This window comes from Streptomyces sp. JNUCC 63 (assembly GCF_054366325.1).
Genome location: NZ_CM135963.1, coordinates 4515272 through 4536746, shown reverse-complemented (window position 1 = coordinate 4536746; position 21475 = coordinate 4515272). Strand labels below are relative to the sequence as shown.

The 21475-nt window shown below is 68.9% G+C and carries 17 protein-coding genes and 1 pseudogene; 14 read left to right on the top strand and 4 right to left on the bottom strand.

Annotation, left to right across the window (positions count from 1 at the left end):
* Nucleotide 1: 1 nt before the first annotated feature.
* The 14 genes and pseudogenes from ACX25U_RS20935 to ACX25U_RS20870 all read left to right on the top strand — a co-directional run bounded on the left by ACX25U_RS20935 (nucleotide 2) and on the right by ACX25U_RS20870 (nucleotide 18068).
* On the top strand, nucleotides 2-1318 hold the full coding sequence (locus tag ACX25U_RS20935) for a UDP-N-acetylglucosamine 1-carboxyvinyltransferase (protein ID WP_454394401.1): 1317 nt from the start codon (nucleotides 2-4) through the stop codon (nucleotides 1316-1318).
* On the top strand, nucleotides 1315-2550 hold the full coding sequence (locus ACX25U_RS20930; protein WP_454382242.1) for a bifunctional metallophosphatase/5'-nucleotidase: 1236 nt from the start codon (nucleotides 1315-1317) through the stop codon (nucleotides 2548-2550). The genes ACX25U_RS20935 and ACX25U_RS20930 overlap by 4 nt, the downstream gene beginning before the upstream one ends.
* Nucleotides 2547-3086 carry a dCTP deaminase gene (dcd, locus tag ACX25U_RS20925; protein WP_454382241.1) on the top strand — a complete coding sequence of 180 codons (540 nt, stop codon included), beginning with the start codon at nucleotides 2547-2549 and terminating at the stop codon, nucleotides 3084-3086. The genes ACX25U_RS20930 and dcd overlap by 4 nt, the downstream gene beginning before the upstream one ends.
* Nucleotides 3083-3619, top strand: coding sequence for a dCTP deaminase (locus ACX25U_RS20920; protein ID WP_454382240.1), 537 nt, complete (start codon nucleotides 3083-3085; stop codon nucleotides 3617-3619). Before dcd ends, ACX25U_RS20920 begins: the two co-directional genes overlap by 4 nt.
* Nucleotides 3616-4731 carry a glycosyltransferase family 4 protein gene (locus ACX25U_RS20915; RefSeq protein ID WP_454382239.1) on the top strand — a complete coding sequence of 372 codons (1116 nt, stop codon included), beginning with the start codon at nucleotides 3616-3618 and terminating at the stop codon, nucleotides 4729-4731. The genes ACX25U_RS20920 and ACX25U_RS20915 overlap by 4 nt, the downstream gene beginning before the upstream one ends.
* A gap of 94 nt (nucleotides 4732-4825) precedes the next feature.
* A complete protein-coding gene (locus ACX25U_RS20910) occupies nucleotides 4826-5881 on the top strand; it encodes a serine hydrolase domain-containing protein (RefSeq protein WP_454382238.1) in 1056 nt (351 codons plus the stop codon).
* Between the two features lie 203 nt (nucleotides 5882-6084).
* The gene (locus tag ACX25U_RS20905) at nucleotides 6085-7314 is read left to right on the top strand and encodes a hypothetical protein (protein ID WP_454382237.1); all 1230 of its coding nucleotides are present in this window, start codon (nucleotides 6085-6087) and stop codon (nucleotides 7312-7314) included.
* On the top strand, nucleotides 7314-9557 hold the full coding sequence (locus ACX25U_RS20900) for a VMAP-C domain-containing protein (RefSeq protein WP_454382236.1): 2244 nt from the start codon (nucleotides 7314-7316) through the stop codon (nucleotides 9555-9557). Before ACX25U_RS20905 ends, ACX25U_RS20900 begins: the two co-directional genes overlap by 1 nt.
* A 13-nt stretch (nucleotides 9558-9570) precedes the next feature.
* A complete protein-coding gene (locus ACX25U_RS20895) occupies nucleotides 9571-10563 on the top strand; it encodes an AAA family ATPase (protein ID WP_454382235.1) in 993 nt (330 codons plus the stop codon).
* Nucleotides 10563-14114, top strand: coding sequence for an SAV_2336 N-terminal domain-related protein (locus tag ACX25U_RS20890; RefSeq protein WP_454382234.1), 3552 nt, complete (start codon nucleotides 10563-10565; stop codon nucleotides 14112-14114). The genes ACX25U_RS20895 and ACX25U_RS20890 overlap by 1 nt, the downstream gene beginning before the upstream one ends.
* Nucleotides 14115-14428: 314 nt before the next feature.
* Nucleotides 14429-14705, top strand: a pseudogene (locus tag ACX25U_RS20885) (IS110 family transposase); the annotation flags it as partial.
* A gap of 313 nt (nucleotides 14706-15018) precedes the next feature.
* Nucleotides 15019-15912 carry a phosphorothioated DNA-binding restriction endonuclease gene (locus ACX25U_RS20880; RefSeq protein ID WP_454382233.1) on the top strand — a complete coding sequence of 298 codons (894 nt, stop codon included), beginning with the start codon at nucleotides 15019-15021 and terminating at the stop codon, nucleotides 15910-15912.
* A 169-nt stretch (nucleotides 15913-16081) separates the two neighbouring features.
* Nucleotides 16082-16840 carry a DUF5131 family protein gene (locus tag ACX25U_RS20875; protein WP_454382232.1) on the top strand — a complete coding sequence of 253 codons (759 nt, stop codon included), beginning with the start codon at nucleotides 16082-16084 and terminating at the stop codon, nucleotides 16838-16840.
* A gap of 100 nt (nucleotides 16841-16940) precedes the next feature.
* The gene (locus ACX25U_RS20870) at nucleotides 16941-18068 is read left to right on the top strand and encodes a three-Cys-motif partner protein TcmP (protein WP_454382231.1); all 1128 of its coding nucleotides are present in this window, start codon (nucleotides 16941-16943) and stop codon (nucleotides 18066-18068) included.
* A 451-nt stretch (nucleotides 18069-18519) separates the two neighbouring features.
* Here the strand turns inward: ACX25U_RS20870 and ACX25U_RS20865 are convergent, their stop codons facing one another.
* The 4 genes from ACX25U_RS20865 to ACX25U_RS20850 are packed head-to-tail and all read right to left on the bottom strand — an operon-like array spanning nucleotide 18520 to nucleotide 21410.
* On the bottom strand, nucleotides 18520-19671 hold the full coding sequence (locus tag ACX25U_RS20865) for a tyrosine-type recombinase/integrase (RefSeq protein ID WP_454382230.1): 1152 nt from the start codon (nucleotides 19669-19671) through the stop codon (nucleotides 18520-18522).
* Nucleotides 19671-19859, bottom strand: coding sequence for a helix-turn-helix domain-containing protein (locus ACX25U_RS20860; protein WP_454382229.1), 189 nt, complete (start codon nucleotides 19857-19859; stop codon nucleotides 19671-19673). Before ACX25U_RS20860 ends, ACX25U_RS20865 begins: the two co-directional genes overlap by 1 nt.
* Nucleotides 19856-21235, bottom strand: coding sequence for a replication initiator protein RepSA (gene repSA / locus ACX25U_RS20855; RefSeq protein WP_454382228.1), 1380 nt, complete (start codon nucleotides 21233-21235; stop codon nucleotides 19856-19858). Before repSA ends, ACX25U_RS20860 begins: the two co-directional genes overlap by 4 nt.
* Nucleotides 21228-21410 (bottom strand): hypothetical protein, encoded by a 183-nt coding sequence (locus ACX25U_RS20850; protein WP_454382227.1) that lies wholly within the window; start codon nucleotides 21408-21410, stop codon nucleotides 21228-21230. The genes repSA and ACX25U_RS20850 overlap by 8 nt, the downstream gene beginning before the upstream one ends.
* Nucleotides 21411-21475 lie beyond the last annotated feature (65 nt).

Here is a 21475-nt window from a genome sequence, read left to right as displayed (position 1 = left end):
GATGACGACAACCCGCGCCCCAGACGTGGCAGCCGAGGTGATCGCCGTACGACCCGGCCCACCGCTCACCGGCACTGTGACCGTCGACGGATCCAAGAACGCCGCCCTCCCGCTGCTGGCCGCCGCTGCAGCCATCGGCTGTCCGGTGAGGCTGAGCAACATCCCGGCCAACACGGACGTCCACCTCATGCTTTCGCTGCTGCAGCAGGCAGGCTGGCACGTCGCACAGCCCGTCGGGGAGCCAGCCACTGCTGTAATCCTGCCGACCGAGAGCCGGCACACGCACCCCGATCTGCCGCAGGCCGCCCGCATCCGCGCCTCGTACTACCTGGTGCCAGCCCTGCTCGCCCGACACGGCGAAGCCCGGCTGCCGTGGCCGGGAGGCTGCCGGATCGGCGCGCGCGGGATGGACCTGCACTTCAGGGTGTACGAGGCATTCGGCGACCGGAGCGGTGTGGACGACACTGGATACCGCGTCGAAGCCACCGCGCCCCGCACCGGCACCGTCTCCCTGGTCCTGCCGTTCCGCTCGCGTGGAGCGACGGTGGCCGCCATGCTCCGCACCGTCACGACCGGGCGGCCTCTGCGGCTGGGCGAGCCCAATCTCTCGCCGGAAGTGCTGTGTGTGCTGGAGGCTCTGCATACAGCGGGCTGGGAGACCCGGGCCAGCGAACGCCTGCTCGCTCTCTCGCCGCCGCCCTCGGCACCGAACGACGCCGCATGGGTGGTACCGGGAGACAAGGTCGAAGCAGGGACGCTGGCCTGCGCAGTCGCCGTCACCGGCGGAAGTGCGCGCATCGAAGGCGCGCAAGCCGACGGCATGGGCCCTCTCGTGGCGGCCCTGCACCGGCTGGGGATCTTCGCCAGCAGCAAGGCGAACACTCTCACTGTGAACGCCCAAGAGGGCCGTATGGCCAGCCGCCCCTTGCGGGCCATCGCCTCGCTCAGCCCCGGCGGCCTGGACGCCGACTTCGAACCACCGCTCATGGCAGTGGCCCTCGGCCTGCCTGGCACCCACCTGTTCGCCGACGCCATCAACCCCGGCCGCCACAGCAATCTGCTGCCCCAGCTGGCCCGCCTCGGCGCGGTCGTCGAGGAGATCTCCCCCACCGAGTGCCGCCTGACCGGTCCCCAGAGACTGACCGGAACGGGCGTGGAGGCCACCGACATCCGCACCGGCTCCGCCCTCATGGTCGCCGGCCTCACCGCCCAAGGCGTCACCACCCTCGGCGGCCTCGACCAGCTCCGCCGAGGCCACGCCGACCTGCCCGGCAAGCTCCACACCCTGGGCGCCGACATCTGCGAGGTCACCCCATGACCGACATCCGCGCCCTGCGCCAGATCGTGGCCACCACCGACGTCCACTCCACCCTGGACAACGCCGCGCCCTTCCTGACCCACCTCCACGCCCTCCGCCCCACATCGCTCGTCGTGGACTGCGGCGACTTCTTCGAAGGCTCCGGCTATTACGCCCTCGCCCACGGCACGATCGAGCGCGAGATCCTGCTCAAGCTGTACGACGTGCTGGCACCCGGCAACCACGGCTGGCCCCACCACTTCGAACCCGAACTCCACCAACTCACCGTCTGCGCCAACGCAGTCCATGTCGAGACCGGTGACGCGCTCTTCCGCCGCCTACGCATCGCCAACATCGGTGACCGGCGCGTCGGTGTAACCGCCGTGATCGGGCAGCAGGCTTTCCACTCGATCCCCGCTGCACAGCGAGCCAACCACCGCGTCACCGATCCCGTTCAATCCCTGCGCGAGCTGATGCTCGCCCACCACCACGAGGTGGATGGCTGGGTCCTGCTCAGCCATTCCGGGTTCGACGAGGACCTCAAACTGGCGGCGGCCTGCCCGTTCCTCGACGTGATCTTCGCCGGGCACTGCCACAGCAACCAATACGGCCCCTTCCGCGTGGGAGACACCCTCGTCGTCAAAGGCCGCGAACTCGCCGACGGCTATGCGATCGCCACGCCTGTCGGTTCGGGATGGGGTGCTGGCACCACTCGCTTTCCGGACCGCACCTCTGGCTCCGTACCCACCGAACTCACATACGTGAAAGCACACATCGACGAAGTCGGAGACCAACTGCACAAGGTCCTGGGGCAGGTCCGGACAACCTACCGCCAACAGACCCTCGACCGGCGCGGCCTGCTCTTCGCCCTCACCGCCCGCCTGCGCACAGCACTCGGCGCAGACGCAGTCATCCTCAACGAGACCGCGCTGCGCACCGTCCCACTCGGCGACACGCTCACGCTGGGCGACCTGCTCTCCATCGAGCCGTTCGCCAACCAGTTGGTGCACGCCCACGTTCCGGAGCCGGATCGCCGCAACCTCCGTGCCCTGCTCTCCCGTCTGACCGCCCAGACCGGCCCACTCGTCACCGCCCCCGATCCCCTGCCGGACGCCATCACCACCGTGCTGACCACCGACTACCTCGCCAGCACCTACCTCGGCGGACGCACCTATGAAGCCGGCCTGCGCCTGGACCAGGCCATCCAGCACGTCCTCACCGCTCCCGACACCGCGGTTGGAGACACGCAATGATCCTCACCGGCCCCGAGATCGAGGCAGCCGCCCACGACGGCCGACTCCGCATCGCCCCCTTCATCGCCGACCAGGTCAACCCCAACAGCTACAACGTCCGTCTCGGCCCCACCCTGATCACCTACACGAGCGAGGTTTTGGACGCCCACTGCCCCAACCCCACCAACGAGACCACCATCGGCCCGGACGGGTACGTCCTCCAGCCCGACGAGCTCTACCTCGGCCACACCCTCGAAGAGGTCGGCTCCGACACCTTCGTCCCGCTGCTCTTCGGCCGCTCCTCCGTCGGCCGGCTCGGCCTGTTCGTCGAGATCACCGCCCCCATCGGCGACATTGGCTTCCATGGCCAGTGGACGCTGATGCTCACCCCGACCCGCCCGCTGCGGGTGTACGCAGGCATGAAGATCGGGCAGATCATGTTCTTCGTCTCCACCGGCCCCATCGACCTCTACCGCGGCAAGTACCAGGCCGCCACGGGCCCTCAGCCGTCGGCCTACTGGCGCGACGTCGCAGAACTTCGGGCGGTGGCTTCGTGATCCTCACAGGCCCCGGCATCGCCGCCGCCGTCCAGGCCGGCGAGATCACCATCGACCCGTACGATCCCACCCGCATCTCCCCGAACGCCTATGACTGGCGCCTTGGCGACACGATCCGCGTCTGCGACGGCGACCTCGACGCCGCCACCCCCACCGCGTTCACCGAGCGGCTCATCCCCGCCACCGGCCTGGTGTTACAGCCCAGGGTGCTCTACCTCGGCGTCACGCTGGAGAGGACCGGTTCAGAGACGTACGCGCAGATACTCAACGGTGACCGCACCGTCGGCGCCCTGGGCATCTGGGTCCACGTCTCGGCCCCGCTCGGCCACCAGGGCCACGCCATCCGCTGGACCCTGGAGATCCGCGTCGCCCGGCCCGTGCGTGTCTATCCGGGGATGACCTTCGGCAAGCTCGTCTTCGTCACCGCCTTCGGCTCTCCGGCCAGCTACCAGCAACAACCCGCCAAGTACGCGGCAACGGACGGCATCGACATCTCCCGGATCTACGAAGAGATCCACGGAGGAGTCCAGTGAGCGTCCACGAGGCCGCCGGGTCGCTGGCGGCCACCTTCCTTGACCTGCCCGCCGGAAGCCCCGGCGGCAGCGTCGAGCTCTTCCTCGACCTCTACACCGGCGACCGCCCGCTCATCCCTGCTCACGCGTTCATGCTGGGCCGATCCAGTCCCACCCACCACATCCCCGCTGGGCTCGACCTGTTGCCCGTGGCCGGAAAGTGCCTGGAAGGCCCGGCCTTCGGCCGCTACGTCACAGCGCTGCGAAGGGCCCTCGCAACAGCGATCGACCCAGCCCAGATCGGCGTCCTGCACCTCCAGCACCTCGCCTTCGGGGCCACCCCCGCCCTGATCCGGACCCTGCCCCGGCACCCCCGGATCGCCTTGGTTCACGGCACAGACCTGATCTTCGCCGAGGCCCATCGCGACCAGCTCCAGGTCCTGCGCGAGACCGCCAGGGCGGCGGACGCGATCGTCGTCCCTACAGGAGCGATGGCCGACCACCTCCTCAAGCTCGCCCCGCAGATCGATCGGCGCAAGCTCACTCACATCCCCTGGGGGATCCCCGACCATCTCCTCACCGACCCGCCGGCCCGGCCCACCCGCACCTCCACCAGCCACCTACGACTGCTGTACGCAGGACGCCTGACCGCCGAGAAGGGCGCCGAATCCCTGATCAAGAGCCTGGCCCCCATACCAGGCATCGAGCTCAGCATCGCCGCCCCCAGAATCCAGTTCCACACCCTGGCCCCACTGCTGCAACGGGCAGGCGTGCGGGCCCGCTACCTCGGCTGGCTCCATCGCCCACAACTGTGGAGAGCGTTCGCCGAACACGACGTACTGGTCGTGCCGTCCACCACGCTGGAGGCCATGGGCCTGGTCGCCCTGGAGGCCCAAGCCTGCGGACTGCCCGTCCTCTACCAACCCGTACCAGGCCTCAGCGAAGCCCTCGCCGCCACCGGTGTGGCCACCGACTTCGCCCACTCCGCTGCCCTGGCCCGTGACCTCGACCGTCTGCGCACCTCTCCCGGCCTGTTGTCCGCCCTACGGCAGGCGGGCCACGCGAACGCGGCGCGCTATCCGCTCTCGGCGACCGCACAGTCCCTGACCGACCTCGGCCGCCGGCTCACCTGAACTGCCTTCCGTGCAGCCCGCCACGCCGCTGCCCGGCCCGCCCGGTGAACGTCACTACGCTGACCGGCGGGATACCCCGGCGAAGAGGGAGACCATGACGTACGACAGCGACCGCATCGAAGCCCTGTTGGACGAGGGCGTACGCGACAAGGTGTACCCCGGGGCTGTATGGGCCGTCGGCGACGCCAACGACACCCGCATCCAAGGCGCCACCGGCGTCCTCGACCCCGACGAGCCGGACGTGCCGATGCGTGCAGACACCGTCTTCGACGCCGCCAGTCTCACCAAGATCCTGGCCGTGTGGTCGTCCATCGGCGCTCTGTGGGAGGACGGCGCCCTCGACCTCGACCAGCCGCTCGGCGGCTTCTGGCCCGAGGTCACCGGCCATCCGCTCGGCACCGTGACCGCCCGGCAGCTGTTGACGCACACAGCCGGCCTTCCCCTGCGGGCCCAGCTGAAGAACCTCTACGGCACCGACAGGGACGACATCCGCCGTGGCGTGCTGCACGAGCAGCTCCACCGGCCTCCCGGCGAGGCTGTCGAGTACACCGACCGGGCCGCCCTCATCCTCGGCTACCTCGCCGAACACCTCTCCGGCCAGACCTTGGACGAGCTGGCCAGCGTCCGCATCTGGCAACCATTGGGAATGGAGAACACCTGCTTCGGCCCACTGTCCGATGAGATCGTGGCCCGCTGTGCCCCGACCGAACTCGACCAGGACACCGACACCCACCTCAAGGGAACCGTCCACGATTTCTCCGCACGCCTCCTGGGCGGCGTCTGCGGCATCGCCGGCGCCTTCACCGTTCTCGACGACCTCGCCACCTTCCTGCGCTACATGCTTGCCCCGAACACATTCCAGTTCCGTGCCGGTTTCGGTTGTGAGTGGACCACCTGCTCCCTAACCATCCAGACCGCTGAGCTCCAGCCCGCTCGTGGCCTGTTCTGGCACTCTGCCCCTGGCACCACCGCCGACGAGGACGTCTGGGTCCACTACGGCTTCACCGGCACAGGTATGTGGATCTCGCCCGCTGTGGGCCGCTGGGCAGCGCTCCTGACGAACAAGCTCTACTACACCCGCGATCGTGAGCCACTGACTGATGTCCGCAACGCCTTTCGCGGACTGGCCTTCAAGGAGGACCGCAGATAACGACCTCAAAATGGTGCCCCATGAACCGGTTGGGTTACTGCCGGACGGCTGACTGAAGGACCCGTACGACTGCGCGGGCGTGAGCGCGGACGCGGAGCTGGACACCTCGGGGGGATGAGGGCCCAATTCCTGGGCGATAGAGGGAGCTGTCCCGTGCCCCCGCCGGTTAGAATGCGGGCCTCGGGACACAGGTGGGGGATCGGGTGACGAGCGTTGTCTTTGTGCACGGCACGGGGGTGCGGGAGGACTCGTACCGGAAGTCGTACAACCGCGTTGCGAGGGGACTGAAACGCTTACGGCCGGACATCCGGCTCGTCCCCTGCTACTGGGGCGACCCCTACGGGGCGCACCTCGCGTTTGACGGCGCCTGCTTCCCCGAACAGGACCAGGACCGGGCACTGCCCACCGCCGATACCGATGACCCGCTGGCCGTCTGGGCGCTCCTCGAACGGGACCCGGTCGCCGAGATTGAACTCCTCGCCGACAGCGCAGGGGAGGACGACGACGGCGGATTCGCACCAGGCCGCACCGACCCGTGGGACGCACTCGCAGACCGGCTTCGCACCCTCACCGAAGGAGCCTTGGCGGAGGGCGGGCCGAGAGTCGGCGACAGCGCCCGAGTGTTCGCCGCGGAGCTCGCCCCGTACGTCACCGAGGCCGCTGAGGAGATCGCCGCTGAGGTCTCGATGCGGCTCTCCGGGACAACCCCCGGGCACGATTCCGAAGCCGTTGCCGCGCGCGCCGTGATCGCCTTGGCCACCAGAATGGCCGAGGCGGCCCAGGACGCGGAGGAACCGCTGCCCGTCGATGGTGCCGACCGCGACATGCTGGTCGCCCTGCTCACCGACCGGCTCGGCGGGACCGACCGCGGGGTCAAGGAAGCCGGGAAATGGGTTGGCGCCAGGCTGCTGGGCGACCCGTTCCTGTGGACCGTCTCACCCGCGGTCCAAGCTGGCCGTCGGCGGATGACCCGGGGAATCCTCCCCGAGAGCGGTGACATCCTCCGCTACCAGGGGCGCGGCGCAGAGCTGCGGGCACGGATCGCTGACGTCGTCGCGCTCACTCGGGAACAGGACGACGGCCCCGTGGTGCTGCTCGCCCACAGCCTCGGAGGCATCGCTTCCTTCGATCTGCTGGCCATGGAGCCGTCCCACGGCGTGGATCTGCTCGTCACCGTGGGTTCACAGGCGCCCTTCCTGTACGAGATCGACGCGCTCACAGGGCTGCGGCGAGGCGACGAGCTGCCCGCCGCCTTCCCTCGCTGGCTCAACGTGTACGACCGCCGGGACCTGCTCGGATTCGTTGCCGAGCGGATCTTCCCCGGCCGGGTCACTGACGCCCGCGTCGACCTGCGCCAGCCCTTCCCTAGGGCGCACACGGGCTACTTCGCACACGATTCGTTCTACGAGCGCATAGGGGCCGAGCTGCCGTGATGTCCCCACCGCACGACTGGGGGCGCACCCACGCCGTGATCGTGGCCGTTGAGGCATACGCGGGCGGCGCCGACTGGGAGCTCTCGGGGCCGGCGAACGACGCCGCGCGCATGATGCGCTGGCTGCTGGAGCGCGGAGTGCCCGGGCACCAGATGCACTTGCTGGCCTCGCCCCTCGCGGAGAACGAAGGGCTGCTGGCCGGCTTCACACAGGCTCGACGCAGCACCGCGGACCGGGCTCACGTCCGGCGGGTCTTCCAGGACGAACTGCGCCACATCGATGTCGACTGGCTGTGGGTTTACTGGGCAGGGCACGGAGTTCAGGCGGGCGACAACCGCTGGAGTCTGCTGTATCCCGAATCCCGCACCGGTGACCCGTTGGGCCTGGACGCCGACAATCTCGTCTCCTTGCTCCGTACGCCACATCTGCCTGCTGCGGGGCTCGGCCGGGTGACAGTCGTCATCGACGCCTGCCGTTCGGCGCTGTCGCCGCGCGAGCATGCGCAGGCGCAGGCACCAGAGACGATCGCCGCGTACCCGGAGATCCACCGGTCCCGCGACATCTTTCTGATGCGAGCCTCCCGGCCCGGCGAGGCGGCGAAGAACCGCGCGGGGGCAGGGGTGTTCACCTCTTGCCTGATGGACCGTCTGGAGGCCGCCTCCCGAAGGGACGCGGCCGCCGTTCCCGACCTCACCCAGGTGTGGACCGAGGTCTCGGCAGAATTCGACCGGCTGCGGACCGTCGCCGGCGCCGGGCAGATGCCCACGGTCTACCTCAAGGACTGGCGCGACAACGAATCCCACCACTTCTATCCACCCTCCCCAAGCGAGCTGACCAGACGTCAGATCATCGATCGGGACAAGCTGACACTCCGCGTCGAAGCCGCGCTCACCGCCCATCCGGCCTCCGCCGCACGTGTCGCCGCCGGGCTCTGTGAGGAACTGGACTCCGGCCTGCCCTGCGCACCGGACGAACTCGACGCCCGGACGATCGTCGACTGGTCCTTGACTCGGCCCCACGGCACCGTGACCCTGATCCACCTGCTGGCCTCGGACGGGGTGAGCGAGGCCGAGGCCGAGACGATGCGGCGCAGCTCCGTACAGCTGGCCCGGGGCCGGTGGCTGCTGTGCAGCGAATACGACGAGCTGATCGGACTGCTCGCCTCCGCACCGGACGACTTCGCCAGGGCGTTCGCGGACGCGGCCCGCGAGGAAGCGGTCGGGGTCGTGCTCCCCAACACCGAACCCAAGGAGCTGGCCGACCACTTGGAGGAGCTGAAGGTCGACGAGCGGCAGCTTCCCCGCCTGCTGGGGGCCGTCGAGCGCGTCGCCGCGGCGACGGTGGCCGGCTCCCGCACCGAACAGCTCAGGGAATGGTCGCTGAACTGCGCCACCAGGCTCGGCGAGAACATGCTCTCCGCTCTGATCAACCGGCGTGCCGAACTGACGGAGCGCGCCGCTCATGCCCGGCCGGACACGGACGACCAGCTCGACACCGAGGACCGGGTGCAGATCAGACTGTCCCGGCCGGTCGACCTGTCGGGGCGGCGGACCTGCCAGGTCTGGACGCGCACCCCAGCGGGCGTGGAGTCCGTCGAGACGCAGGACTTACCCATGCCACTGGCCGACCTGCAGCGGACCGTGGACGCTGTTCTGACCCGGCACGGCCGGGTCCACCGGACACTGGTCGAATTCTTCGTGGATGCCGCGGATCTCGAACTGGACGTCCACCGCTGGCGGATCGGGGCCGGCGATCCCGTCGAGCGGTCCATCGGCACGGACTTCCCCGTCGTCCTGCGGTGCACCGAGTACCGCCGCCCCGAGCAGGAACACCTGTGGCAGCACCGGTGGAAGCGGGTCGCCACCGCGCAGGTGGACGATCTGCACTGGCTGTCGGCGAACCTGACCACAGTGAAGGCCGTACACGGAAGCGTGAGCGCGCGTGAGGACGCGCCGGGCACAGTGGTACCCGCTGCCGAGACCCACCGCAATGCCGTCTTCACCGCCTGTCTGTTCGGTGGCGTACCCGTGATGGTCTGGCGTGGAGGGAACGAACCCGGAAGCAGCGAAAAGGAGTTGAGGTCACTCCTGGACGGCGGTTCACTTCGCGCACTGCCGGGAAGGCTGCGTAGGCTTCGTGCCGAATGCGATGTCGACGAACAGCACTCCGGCAGCCGGCTGGCACTGCTCTGGGACGATCCAGGACGACCGCTGCCACGACGCCTCGACCTGTCGGCACCATGAGAAGAGGAAACTGATGAACACGGACTGGCGGCTCTTTCGCGGGGACGCCGAGCCGCAACCGGTCACCGACTGGCCGGCACCGCCTCCGTGGAGGGTGTTCACCGGCGGTGACGCGACCGGCGAGTCTCCCGAGGAGCAGAGACCGCGTCGGCGCTACGTCATCTCCGAGACCGACCAGGACATCGTCAACACCGCCCTGCACCTGCACCGGCCGCTACTCGTCACCGGGCGCCCCGGCACCGGCAAGTCGAGCCTCGCCCGTGCCATCGCACGCCAGCTCTGCCTGGGCGACGTCCTGCACTGGCCGATCAACAGCCGGTCCACCCTCGCAGAAGGGCTGTACCGCTACGACGCCGTGGGCAGGCTCCGGGACGCCTCTCTGACCGGGCGCCCCGATCCGCATGCCGCCGCGTCGGCCGTCGCCACCGAGCCGGACATCGGTGACTATCTCAGACTCGGCCCGCTCGGTACGGCCCTGCTGCCCCGCCACATTCCCCGGGTCCTGCTCATCGACGAACTGGACAAGGGCGACGTGGACCTGCCGAACGACCTGCTCACGGTGTTCGAGGAGGGAACGTACGAAATCCCCGAGCTCGCACGTCTCAAGTCCCCGACGGCACAGGTACGCATCACCGGCCCGGGCGACGAACGGGTCGGCGTCAGAGACGGCCGGGTGACATGCAAGACCTTCCCGGTTGTGGTGATCACGAGTAACGGCGAACGTGATTTCCCACCCGCCTTCCTGCGCCGCTGCGTCCGACTGGATCTCAAGCAGCCCAACGCCGAGCAACTGCGGTCGATCGTGGGGATGCACCTCGGCACGGACGCGGCGGCGCGTGCGGAGGCGCTGATTGAGGAGTTCCTGCGGCTGCGCGACTCGGAGGCGCACGACCTGGCGACCGACCAGCTACTTAACGCTGTTCACCTGCGGGTCTCGGGTGCCGCGACGGACTTCGACAAGGTCCGTGAGACGGTCTTCCGCTCGCTCGGCGACGCGGACTCCTGATGTTCGACCGGCTCACCGCACTTCTGGGCAGCGCGGGTGTGGACCTGGCCACCGAAGAGCTCCTCGACGTCCTCTGGATCGCCACGGTCCGGCGAGCCGGTGCCCCGGAAGACCAGCCACAATCGAAACGGCCCACGGAGGTGTGCCAGGCGCCCGTTCCGGAAGCGGAGGAGCCGAAGGAACGGTCCCACGGCCATGGCGCCACCGACAACGAAGCCCCGGCGGACCGGCGCGAACCCGCGCGGCCCCGCGGCCTGTACGCACCCACGGCACCCGGAGCCGGGGATGGCGGACCCGCCCGCGCGGTCGGGGTGCACGGAGCTCGGTCCCTGGCGTCCCCTCGGGCGCTGAGCCGGGCCATGCGGCCCCTGCGCCGGACGGTTCCCTCCCGCACGGCCCTCGCCTTCGACGAGGACGCGACCGCCGAATGGATGGCCGAGACAGCTCTGCACGAGCCCGTGCTGCGACCCGAGCCGGAACGCTGGCTGAACGCAGCCCTCATCGTCGACGACGGGCCCTCGATGGTGCTGTGGCAGCAGTACGCCGCCGAGGTGCGGGCCCTGCTGGAGGGACTGGGTGCCTTTCGCGACATCCGTACCTACTGGCTCGACAGCTCGGGCGCGCCCGGCCCCCTCCTGAGGGCACGGCCCCTGCGCTCCGGTGCTGTACCGAGGGCCGATTTACGCATCGATCCGGTCCGCCCAACCGTGATCATGGTGCTCTCCGACATGGTGGGCCCGGGTTGGAGCAACGGCACGGTCAAAGGACTACTGCGCCGCTGGGCCCGGTGTGCCCCGGTGACGGTGCTCCAGACTCTGCCGGAGCGGATGTGGCCGTCGGCGGGCAGACCAGTCGAGCGGCTCGTCGTCCAGTCCCGGGAGCCCGCCGCCGCAGGCCGCGCCCTCCGGGTCAGCCATCCCGTACTGCCGAGCGAGCTGGTGTCCTACAGCGGTACGCCCGTCCCGGTCCTGGAGCTCACCAAGAGCCGGCTCGAGCCCTGGGTCTCGCTCCTCAGCACCGGCCACAGCCGGGCTGCGCTGCCCGTGCTGCTGATCCCTGACGGCGTCCCCGACTCCGACACCGACTCCCTTGCCGACTCCCGCGCGGGTACCGGCGCCGCCGACGCTCCGGAGCCGGAGGAGCGCCTCCGCCGCTTCCGGGAGGCGGCTTCACCGGAAAGCCGGCAACTGGCCGGCGCCCTGGCCTCCGTCAAGCCGCTCACCCTGCCGGTCATGCGCCTGGTGCACGAGGCGTACCGGACCGGGGAGGGGCAGTTCCATCAGGCTCAGCTCGCCGAGGTGTTCCTCGGGGGTCTGCTGCGCCGCTCCGGGCCGGCCGCACGGACCCAGGCAGCGGACAGTGTGGAGTACGAATTCGTGCCCGGCGTGGCGGACCTCCTGCTGGACACGGTGCGCACATCGGTGGCTCTGGACACAGCCGCGCAGGTCAGCGAATACCTCCTGCGACGTGGCGGGTCCGGCCCGGAGTTCCGTGCCCGGCTGTCGGGGGAGGGGCCGGGTGCCTCCCCCGACCTGCCCGACCGGGCCGGGCCGTTCGCCGCGGCCTCGCCGCAGTTGCTGCGACGGCTTGGGCTGTGGGATGGCCCCGCGTCGGCACCCGTGCCCCAGCCGCCTCCTTGCCCGGAACCGGAGTCCGCGGGCGAAGATGTGGAGGAGCCCGTGCCGGAGAGGCCGGAAGGCCCGGCAGAGGTCTTCGTGATGGAGCGCGTGGCACCTGCCCTGGTGGATTTCGCCCGGCGCCTGATCGCCGATCCCGCCGTGCCGGTCCTGGTGGGCAAGCAGGCGCGGCAGATCGTCGACCTGGCCCAGCGGTGGCAGTCCGGATACGGATGGAGCGGCATCACCGAGGTGTCGCTGCTCGGGGAGCGTCTTGTGGCGACCCGTCAGCAGGGCTACCGGGACGAACTCGTCGCCTTGCTGAGAGAACTGCTGGAGGAACTGACGCCGGGGATTGACCTGGTGAGCCGCAACATGCGCGGCAACCTGGCCATCGCGCTCAGCCGCCTGGGTGAGACCAAGGAGGGTGTCGGACACCTGCGGGCGGTCATCGGCATCTCGCGTGAGGTGCACGGCGCCGATCATGCGTACACACTGAACGCCCGCCAGTATTTGCACGAACTGCTCTACGACGCCGGACGGCTGCCCGAGGCAGAAGCGGAGGGCGACGCCCTGCTGGAGGCCCTCGAACGGCTCGGATCTGAGGCAGACACGGCGCAACGTGCCAGCGTCATGCTGTACCAGGCATACGCCCTTCACCACATGAAGCGGTTCCGCGAAGCAGAGACGCTGCTGCGCTCGGTGGTCCCGCTGGAAGCAGGGCCGTTGGAGTACAGCATGGATGCGAGGCTCTTTACCCGGGGCTGGCTGGCTGCGACGATCAGGTCCCAGGGACGTTATGCCGAGGCGGAGAGCGAGCTGCGGTCCGGACTCGAGGAGCTGGAGCTGTCCGGTGAGCAGAAAGGCAGCGGCGAGCTCCTGGCCCTGGGCACCCTGGCCGACCTTCTGGACGGCTGCGAACGGTACGAGGAGGCGGAGCCGTTCCGCAGGGCGACGATCATGGCTAGTGAGCGATACTACGGAGCCGACCAGCCGCCGACCTACCGGACGCACCGTAACCTGGTAAACGTGCTGTGCAGGCTGGACCGATTCGCCGAGGCCCGGGACGAGGTGGAAGCGGTGGAGCCGCGCCTCGTTACGACACTGGGGGAGCTGCACAACGAGACGCTCAGGTTCCGCGCACTGCGGGCCATGATCCACGCAGACCTGGCGGAGTACGACGAGGCGGTCGCGCTTCAGCGGCGGGTGCTCGCGCAGGTGACGGATCTGGATGGGCCCGTGCATCGCACCGCCCTCACTTTCCGCCAAGGTCTCGGTCTGATCCTGCACAAGGCCGGACGGTTCACGGAGGCCGAAGAGATTCTGCGGGCGGTGCTGGCGGACATGAGCGAGCACCTCGGTCCGGACGATAGTTTCACGGGCGTGACCCGGTACTTCCTGGCGAACGTACTCGACTCGCTGGACCGGACGGACGAGGCCATCGCCGTTTATCTGGAACTGTTGGCGATCGAGGAACGCACCCTGCCGGAGGACAGCCTCGAGACGGTGAAGACCCGGCGCAGACTGGCCAGGCTTCTCACCAGGAGCGGCGCGCACGAGGAGGCCGCCGAACAGCTGCGCAAGGCGTGGACCGTACGGTGCCGGGTCACGGGGGCGGACGCGACGCTGAGCATGGCCACGGGACATGCGTACGGGGCGTCGCTACTGAGGGCCGAGAAGCATCAGGAGGCCCTTGACGTGCTGGAGGCCGTGACCGGGGCTCGCAGCCGGGTGCTCGGCGGGGCCCACCCCGCAACGCTCGTATCCCGGCAGCGGCTCGGCGATGCCCTCGCCGCACTGGGGCGCAGGGACCGAGCCCGGGAGGAGTGGACAGCGGTGCGGGAGACGGCAGCCAGCGAGTTGGGCGAGGACCACGAGATTGTGCGCACCGCGACCCGATCCTTGGAGCGGGACGAGAAAGCGCCGGACAGGTGATCCCCGCAGCAGTCTCCGCAGCCTCTGGGCAGGCATCGAGTGCCTGCCCAGAGATCCGCTCGTTTGAGCGGTCAATCCCGCTCCGCAAGTTGGTTGGCGGTCCGGAAGAGTGAGGTGTGGCTCTGTGGGGTGTGGCTCTGTGGGGTGTGGCTCTAAAGTCGCTCGCCCAAGTGGCTCCGGCGGAGTGGCCGCCTCGCTCTTCGGGACGCCCAGGCCGCTGATTGAGATGTGCGCACGGGTCGCTGTTTACGGAGCTGCCGGCGGGGTGTCATCGGACCGGAACGGCACGTCGTCCGAGGACCGAGGAGACGCACATGGCCACCCAGGCGCTCCGTCTATGGGTCGGTATCGACGCCAGCAAGGCCCACCACTGGGTGGGTCGCTGTCGACGACACCGGGGCCACCGTCTGGAGCCGGAAAGTCGGCAACGACGAAACCGCGATCCTGGCCGGCATGAGCGAGGTCCTCGCCCTAGCCGGCGAGGTCCGCTGGGCGGTGGACCTCACCGGCACCGCACCCGCCCTGCTGCTGTCCCTGCTCGCCGACCACGGCCAACACGTTGTCTATGTGCCGGGCCGGACGGTCGACCGGCACACATGAGGTCGGGAAACCCTGCGAACACGCGAGAACCACCGAAGCGTGTTTTCCCAGGCCGGACGCACTCAAGGCAACGTTTACCCAGGTCAGGGCCTTGACCGGGGAAAACTCCCAAAGCGGGTGTCGCAGGTTCGCATCCTGCCGGGGCACAGAGAAGCGCCTGGTCAGAGGCCCTTCCGTCCGACGGTCGGGAGGGCCTTCGTACTCGCGGTACGCATATGGCACGCGTGCGGCTGCGGGCAGAGGTGGGGCTTTCCAACCCCGCCCATGCCATGTGCCTGAGAAGGCCCGTCTACGATCAGCCGCCATGGACTGGCTGGAACGGATCGCGAAGCTGAGGCAGTGGACCAGGAGTGGGACTCGCGCTCCGCACAAGCCGCTGCTGCTCCTGTACGCTCTCGGCCGGTTCCAGGAGGACGCCGACGGCGATCTGCAATACACCGCGGTGGAGCAGGACCTGCAGCGCCTGCTGACCGAGTACGGCCCGCCCAACAAGACGACGCCCGCCTACCCCTTCCATCACCTGGTCAGCGACGGCGTATGGGAAGTGCGCACCGATCGCGGGCCTGGCAGCCCCGGAAGTGGGGTTCGGGACCTACGGGAGACGGGCGCCACCGGACGACTCGCGCCGGACTTGAGAGCGGCGCTGCGACGTGAACCGCAACTGCTCGGCAGAATCGCACGATTGCTGCTCGACCTGCACTTCCCACCCTCCCTCCACAGCGAACTGTGCGAAGCCGTCGGCCTGGAACTGGAGCCGGCGGAGACCGAGCAGCTCTCGACGGCACGCAGGCGGCGGGACCCGCGGATGCGGGAGCTGGTACTGACCGCCTACGAGTACCGGTGCGCCTTCTGCGGTTACGACGGCAGGATCGGCGCGGTGCCAGTCGGGCTGGAGGCCGCCCACGTGCGCTGGTGGGCGTTCGGCGGCCCCGACGACATCGAGAACGGGCTGTGCCTGTGCTCGCTGCACCACAAGCTCTTCGACAAAGGTGTCCTCGGTGTGGGAGACGGCCACCGCATCCTGGTCTCACAGCGCTTCGTCGGCCACAGCGCAGCCGCCCGCGCGCACGTCATAGCCCTCGCGGGCCGTCCACTCGTCGGCCCACAGCCCGGCGCGCGCCCTGTTGCTGCCGCTCACCGCGACTGGCACACCCGTCAGGTCTTCCACGGCGAGCCGCGCCCTGCTACGACTGCCTGACCGCTGCAGCCAGCCCTCATGAAACACCCCCTTCACAGAACGTACGTTCGACCTGAAAGATGGGCACGGTCGCGTGCCAGTTCGGTACGTCGCTCGTTAGGCAGCGCAGTCGAAGCGCTGAGTGGGCAAGCGCTGGTGGCCCTTGCCCAACTGCTACGGGAGGGGACCCATGGGCGATCGCAGCACCATCGAGTGGACTGAGGCGACCTGGAATCCCACCACAGGCTGCGATCGCATCTCCCCCGGGTGCGACAACTGCTACGCCCTGACGTTATCCAGACGCCTCAAGGCCATGGGAGTGGCGAAGTACCAGATCGACGGGGACCCCAGGACATCCGGGCCCGGCTTCGGCCTCACCCTCCATCCGGACACGCTGACCATCCCGCGCCAGTGGAAGGCCCCCCGCATGGTGTTCGTCAACTCCATGAGCGACCTGTTCCACGCCAAGGTCCCCTTGGACTTCGTACGGCAGGTCTTCCAGGTAATCGCCGATACCCCACAGCACACCTATCAACTACTGACGAAGAGGGCTCGCAGGCTCCGGCGACTAGCAGGCCAACTCGACTGGCCTCCCAACCTCTGGATGGGCGTCTCCGTCGAGAACGCGGATCACCTGGATCGCATCGACGAGCTGCGGCAGGTGCCCGCCGCAGTACGGTTCTTGTCCTGCGAACCACTGCTCGGCCCTCTGACAGGTTTGCGTCTGGACGGCATCGGCTGGGTGATCGCAGGTGGAGAGTCCGGCCCCCAACACCGCCCCGTGCAAGAGGAATGGTTGGTCGAGATCCGCGATACCTGCAACAACGCCGACGTGCCGTTCTTCTTCAAGCAGTGGGGTGGCCGCACCCCCAAGTCCGGAGGCCGTGAGCTCGCCGGCATCACGTGGGACCAGATGCCGCCCCGGCTGCGCGTGGCAGCAGTGCAGTAACGGCCAATCTTCAAGGGACGCCGTACGCGCTCTGGTGGCATATAGCAACGGTGTGTGACCCTCTCCCCGGCAGAGCCGTATCGGAGCAGGGGGAGCGGTCATGGCCGTACCGAAAGATGTCGTGTGGGAACGCGATCCGCACACGGCCGCCAAACACGACTTACTCAAGCGGTACTTGGAAGCGTGGGCGCCGATTCTGCTGTCGCGGAGCGACGTGATCACCTACGCGGAAGGGTTCGCGGGCGCTGGCGTCTACAAGCAGGGCGAGCCCGGATCTCCCGTCGTCGCCTACGAGGTCTTCGCCCGCGCTCTGCACCGTTTCCCGAAGCGCATGCGTCTGATCCTCATGGAGGAAGACCACCGACGGGTAGAAGAATTGCAGCGCCAGATGGCCCTCGCTCAATCGAGGCACGCGGGCGACATCACTGCACGTCTGTCGGTCGACATCGGACAGGGAGACTTCCACCCGGCCCTCCTGAGGAAGCTGCAGAGCACCGGCAGGCTGGGCAAGCCCCTCTTCGTCCTCCTGGACAGCTTCGGTGGGCCCGACATCCCGTACTCGCTCCTGCATGAACTCGGTCGCTACCGAAGCACGGAAGTCATGGCGACCTTCGAACCCGCCTTCCTCACTCGGTTCGCCGAGAGACACGACGGCCACCGGCAACTCGGTGACGAAGCCTTCGGCAGCCAGGAGTGGCAAGACGTATTCCGGCAGCCTTCCTCGCAAAAGTTCACGTTCCTGCGCGAGCAATACCGGGCCACGCTGCGCCAGGCCGGCTTCACGCACACGCTGTACTTCGAGATGGTCGACGAGGGCGGCAGGAAGCTCTACCTGATCTTCGGCACCCAGCACGAGCGGGGACTGGAGAAGATGAAGGACGCCATGTGGAAGGTAGACCCTTCCTACGGCGTCCGCTACCGCGACCCCAGGGACACCGAACAGCAGATGCTGGATCTCGTATTCGAACCGGATACGGCTCCGCTACGACGGATCCTGCACGACTTCATATCCGAAGCACCCAACGGGCGAACTGTCCCGGAGCTCCAGCGCTACACCCTCTTGGAGACCGTCTACCGGCCCGCCCAAGTGATCACGGCCGTCCGACAGCTACGTGAGTCGGGCGCCGTGACGACGGAACCTCGTGCCATCAACACCAAGACCCGGGTGAGCGCGGTAGCGACACCGCCCCTTCCTGGTCCGTCGGCTGAGCAGGGTGCTCTCTGGTGAGAGGTCCAGAGGGCACGTCCAGGGCACATGAGCCTGGAAAACGGTGTTGACCCGTGAGAACTACGGAGGGGAATTTTCGCAGGTCAACACCATTCTCGCCACGAAGCCCCAGGTCAGCACCCCGCCCCTCCCATTCGCTGCACGACTGGAAGAACGTCTCGCACTTGTCGACAGGTAGAGCTGGCTGCCGTCCCTTCGGGCAGACCCCGTCGGAACGGATTCAGCACACATGAGGCCGGGAAACCTCGTGAACACGCGAGAACTACAGAGGGGCGTTTTCCCAGGCCAGAGACCTGATGGCTGACGTTTCCGCAGGTCACAGGCCTGCCCAAGGAAAACTCCTAAAGCGGGTGTCGCAGGTTCGAATCCTGCCGGGGGCACCAGCGAAAAGGCCCCGGACCGATCATGGTCCGGGGCCTTTGACATCCACTTCTGACATCAACGAGGGCGGTCACTGACGACCGGGACGCCTCCGCAGCAGCCGGTCCATGTGACTCATAGCCTCGCGCTGGGTGTCCTGGACGACGTGGGTGTAGACGTCCATGGTGATGCTGATCTGGGAGTGCCCAAGGATCTCCATCACGACGCGGGGCGCGACTCCGGCCGCCGTAAGGAGAGTCGCGGTGCCGTGCCGGGCGTCGTGCAGTCGGATCACGCGGAGGCCGGCGGACTGGGCGATGCGGGTGAAGGAGCGGTACAGGTTGCGCGGCTCGACCGGGCGGCCGGTGCGGGTGGTGAAGACGTAAGCGGACGCCTGCCAGGTCTCGCCCGCTTTCGCCCGAGCCGCCGCCTGCCGCATCCGGTGCCAGCGCAGGGGCGCGATGCAGAGGGCAGGCAGCGGGACGGCACGGCGACGGCGGCTCTTGGGATCGTCGTCGTACAGGACGCCACGGCGGCGCTGCGTCTGCTGACGGACGTAGAGGACGCGGTGGTCGAGGTCGACATCCGACCAGCGGAGCCCGACGATCTCGCCCCGGCGGAGGCCCATGGCGATGGCGAGCACGAAGGCCGCATACAGCGGGTCCTTGCGTGAGGCGGCCAGGAAGTCGAGCGTTTCGTCCAGGCTCCAGGGCGTCAGCTCGCGGTTGTCGGTCCGAGGAGGCTCGACGAGCTTGGCGACGTTGCGGGTGATCAGTTCCTCGCGGCACGCGGAGGACAGCGCCGAACGCAGCACCCGGTGCGCCTCCTTGGCCGTCGCCGCAGTGGTCTTCTCCTCCAGGCGGACGAGGAAACGGCGCACGTCGGCGACGCCGAGGGATTCGAGCCTCTTGGCGCCAAGCAGGGGCACCAGGTAGAGCCGGACGTGCGTCTCGTACTTGTCGTACGTGCTGAGCTTCCGCCGGGGCTTGATGACGTTCTCCACCCAGTACGGCAGCCACTCGGCGAGCTTGGCCGATCGAGTCGGCACGGGCACGCCCTGGTCGACCTTGTCGAGCAGTTCACGACGCTTGGCATCGCACTCGGCCCAGGTCTTGCCGTAGGCGAACTTGCGGGCGCGGGTGCCGTCCGGCTGGATGACGTAGACCGCGCACTGGAAACGGCCGTCCTTGCGCTTGGTGATAGTGCCCGCCCCGTTGGGGTTGCGCTTGCGCTGACTGGCCATCAGGATGCCTCCTCGATCTCACGGGCGATGAAGTCACTCAGGGCGTCAGCGGGAATGCGGCGAGAACGGCCGACGGTGATGGAGACCAGACGGCGAGAGCGGATCAGGTCGTAGACCGTGGAGCGGCCGAGCTTGAGCCGTGCCATGACTTCCGGCACGGTCAGCAGCTCAGCGGTTGCGGTGGTCATGCTGCGGCTCCTTCCTGGGCGAGTTGGTCGCGTAGGGCTTCGCGGGCGGTTTCGCGGTTGAGCTGGAGGTCGCGGGCGATGGTGGCGGCGAGGGCGGATTCGCCGGGGGTGTGGCCGTGGCCTGCGTACTGCCAGTCGGCCAGGACGAGGACGGTGTCCGGCTCGGCGTCGTCCAGGCCGAGGGCGGCGTGTTCCTGGGCGGCGCGGTAGTCGGCGCGGGCCTGGCGCAGGGCACCGAGGGTGGTGGAGTAGCGGCGGGACTTGGAGGAGAAGTGGCCGCGGAAGCCGAGCATGTGCGCCCAGGCCCACAGGCGGCGGTCCGGGTACAGCGGGTCGAGCACCTTGCAGGCTTCGATCAGGCGCCGGGTGTGGTCAGGCACGCCGTGGCGGTCGAGTTCGGCGAGTTCACCGATGCGCCGGTCGAGGGTGCCGGTGTTCTCGGCAGCCTTGGTGGCGTACTTGGCGACGTAGGAGGCGACGGCCTGCTCGGTGATGTCGGAGCCGTCCCCGAACGCCTTCACCGGCCGGACGTCGAGCTGGGTGCCCCAGCGGAACGTGCGGGCGGGTTGGTCGTCGGCGGCCGGGACGGAGACCGAGGTGTAGGAGTGCGCGGCGGCGGCACGGATCGCGTCGGCGAGGAGGCCGACGGTGGCCCAGGAGGGCGGCGGGGTGTCCGGGCCGTCGGGTCCGTCGATGCGGATCACGGCATGGAAGTGGACGGCGCCCCGCTTTTGGAACTCGGCGACCTTGCCGTACGACAGCCGGGCCGATTCCTTCAGCTCGCGTTGGGTGATGCCGGCGCGGGCGGCGATCTCGCGGCGGAGCCGGTTGGTGAAGCGCTGCCAGAGCTGCCCGGCGTGGTTGTTGAACAGCACTGCACCCGCGTAGTCGTACGTGGCCGGGTCGAGGGCGGTGCCCAGTTCCGGGGCGTCCGGGGCGTGGCGGGTGCCGCAGCGGCAGGCGCCATGGTCGGGCCGGTTGTGGACCGGGCCGAACGAGGGGGCGGTGAGGGTGGCGAAGACGCGCGGGTGGTCGCGGACGGTGGCGGGGATGTCGCGGCGGTCGTCTCCGGCCAGGCCCGCGCGGATGAGGTGGTAGGTGTCGCCCGCGTACGTCCAGGCGCAGGCGGGGCAGCGGGAGGCGCGGCGGTTGCCGCAGGCGACGCGGAGCCGTCCGCCCGGCTCGTTCTCGGTGCTGTAGTGGTGCAGGGTGGCGCCGGTGGTCTTGTCCTTGTGCAGGACCCAGCCGGTCAGGTGGATGGGGTCGGCGCAGCCGCCGGTGCGGCGGATCTGCTCGTGCCAGCGGTGGTAGTCGGGGGCCGAGGCCACCCTCAGCAGGTCGCCGAGGGTGGTCGGGTCGAGCAGCGTCTCAGGCACGGGCGCCCTCCCGGCGGCGGGCGGGGGCGGTGCCGGTGCCGTGGCAGGCCGGGCAGTCGACGGTGATCGTGTGCAGGTGACCGCGCAGGTCGCGGCCGCCGAGGGTGACGGCGACGGAGGCGAAGCCGTCGCAGGCCGGGCAGATCCTCGGCGCGGGCGGGGTGTGCTGGGTCATGATGGTGGTTCCTTTCGATTGCGGTTGGAAGGAACGGCCCCGGGTGGCGGCGTGCTTGGCGGCTT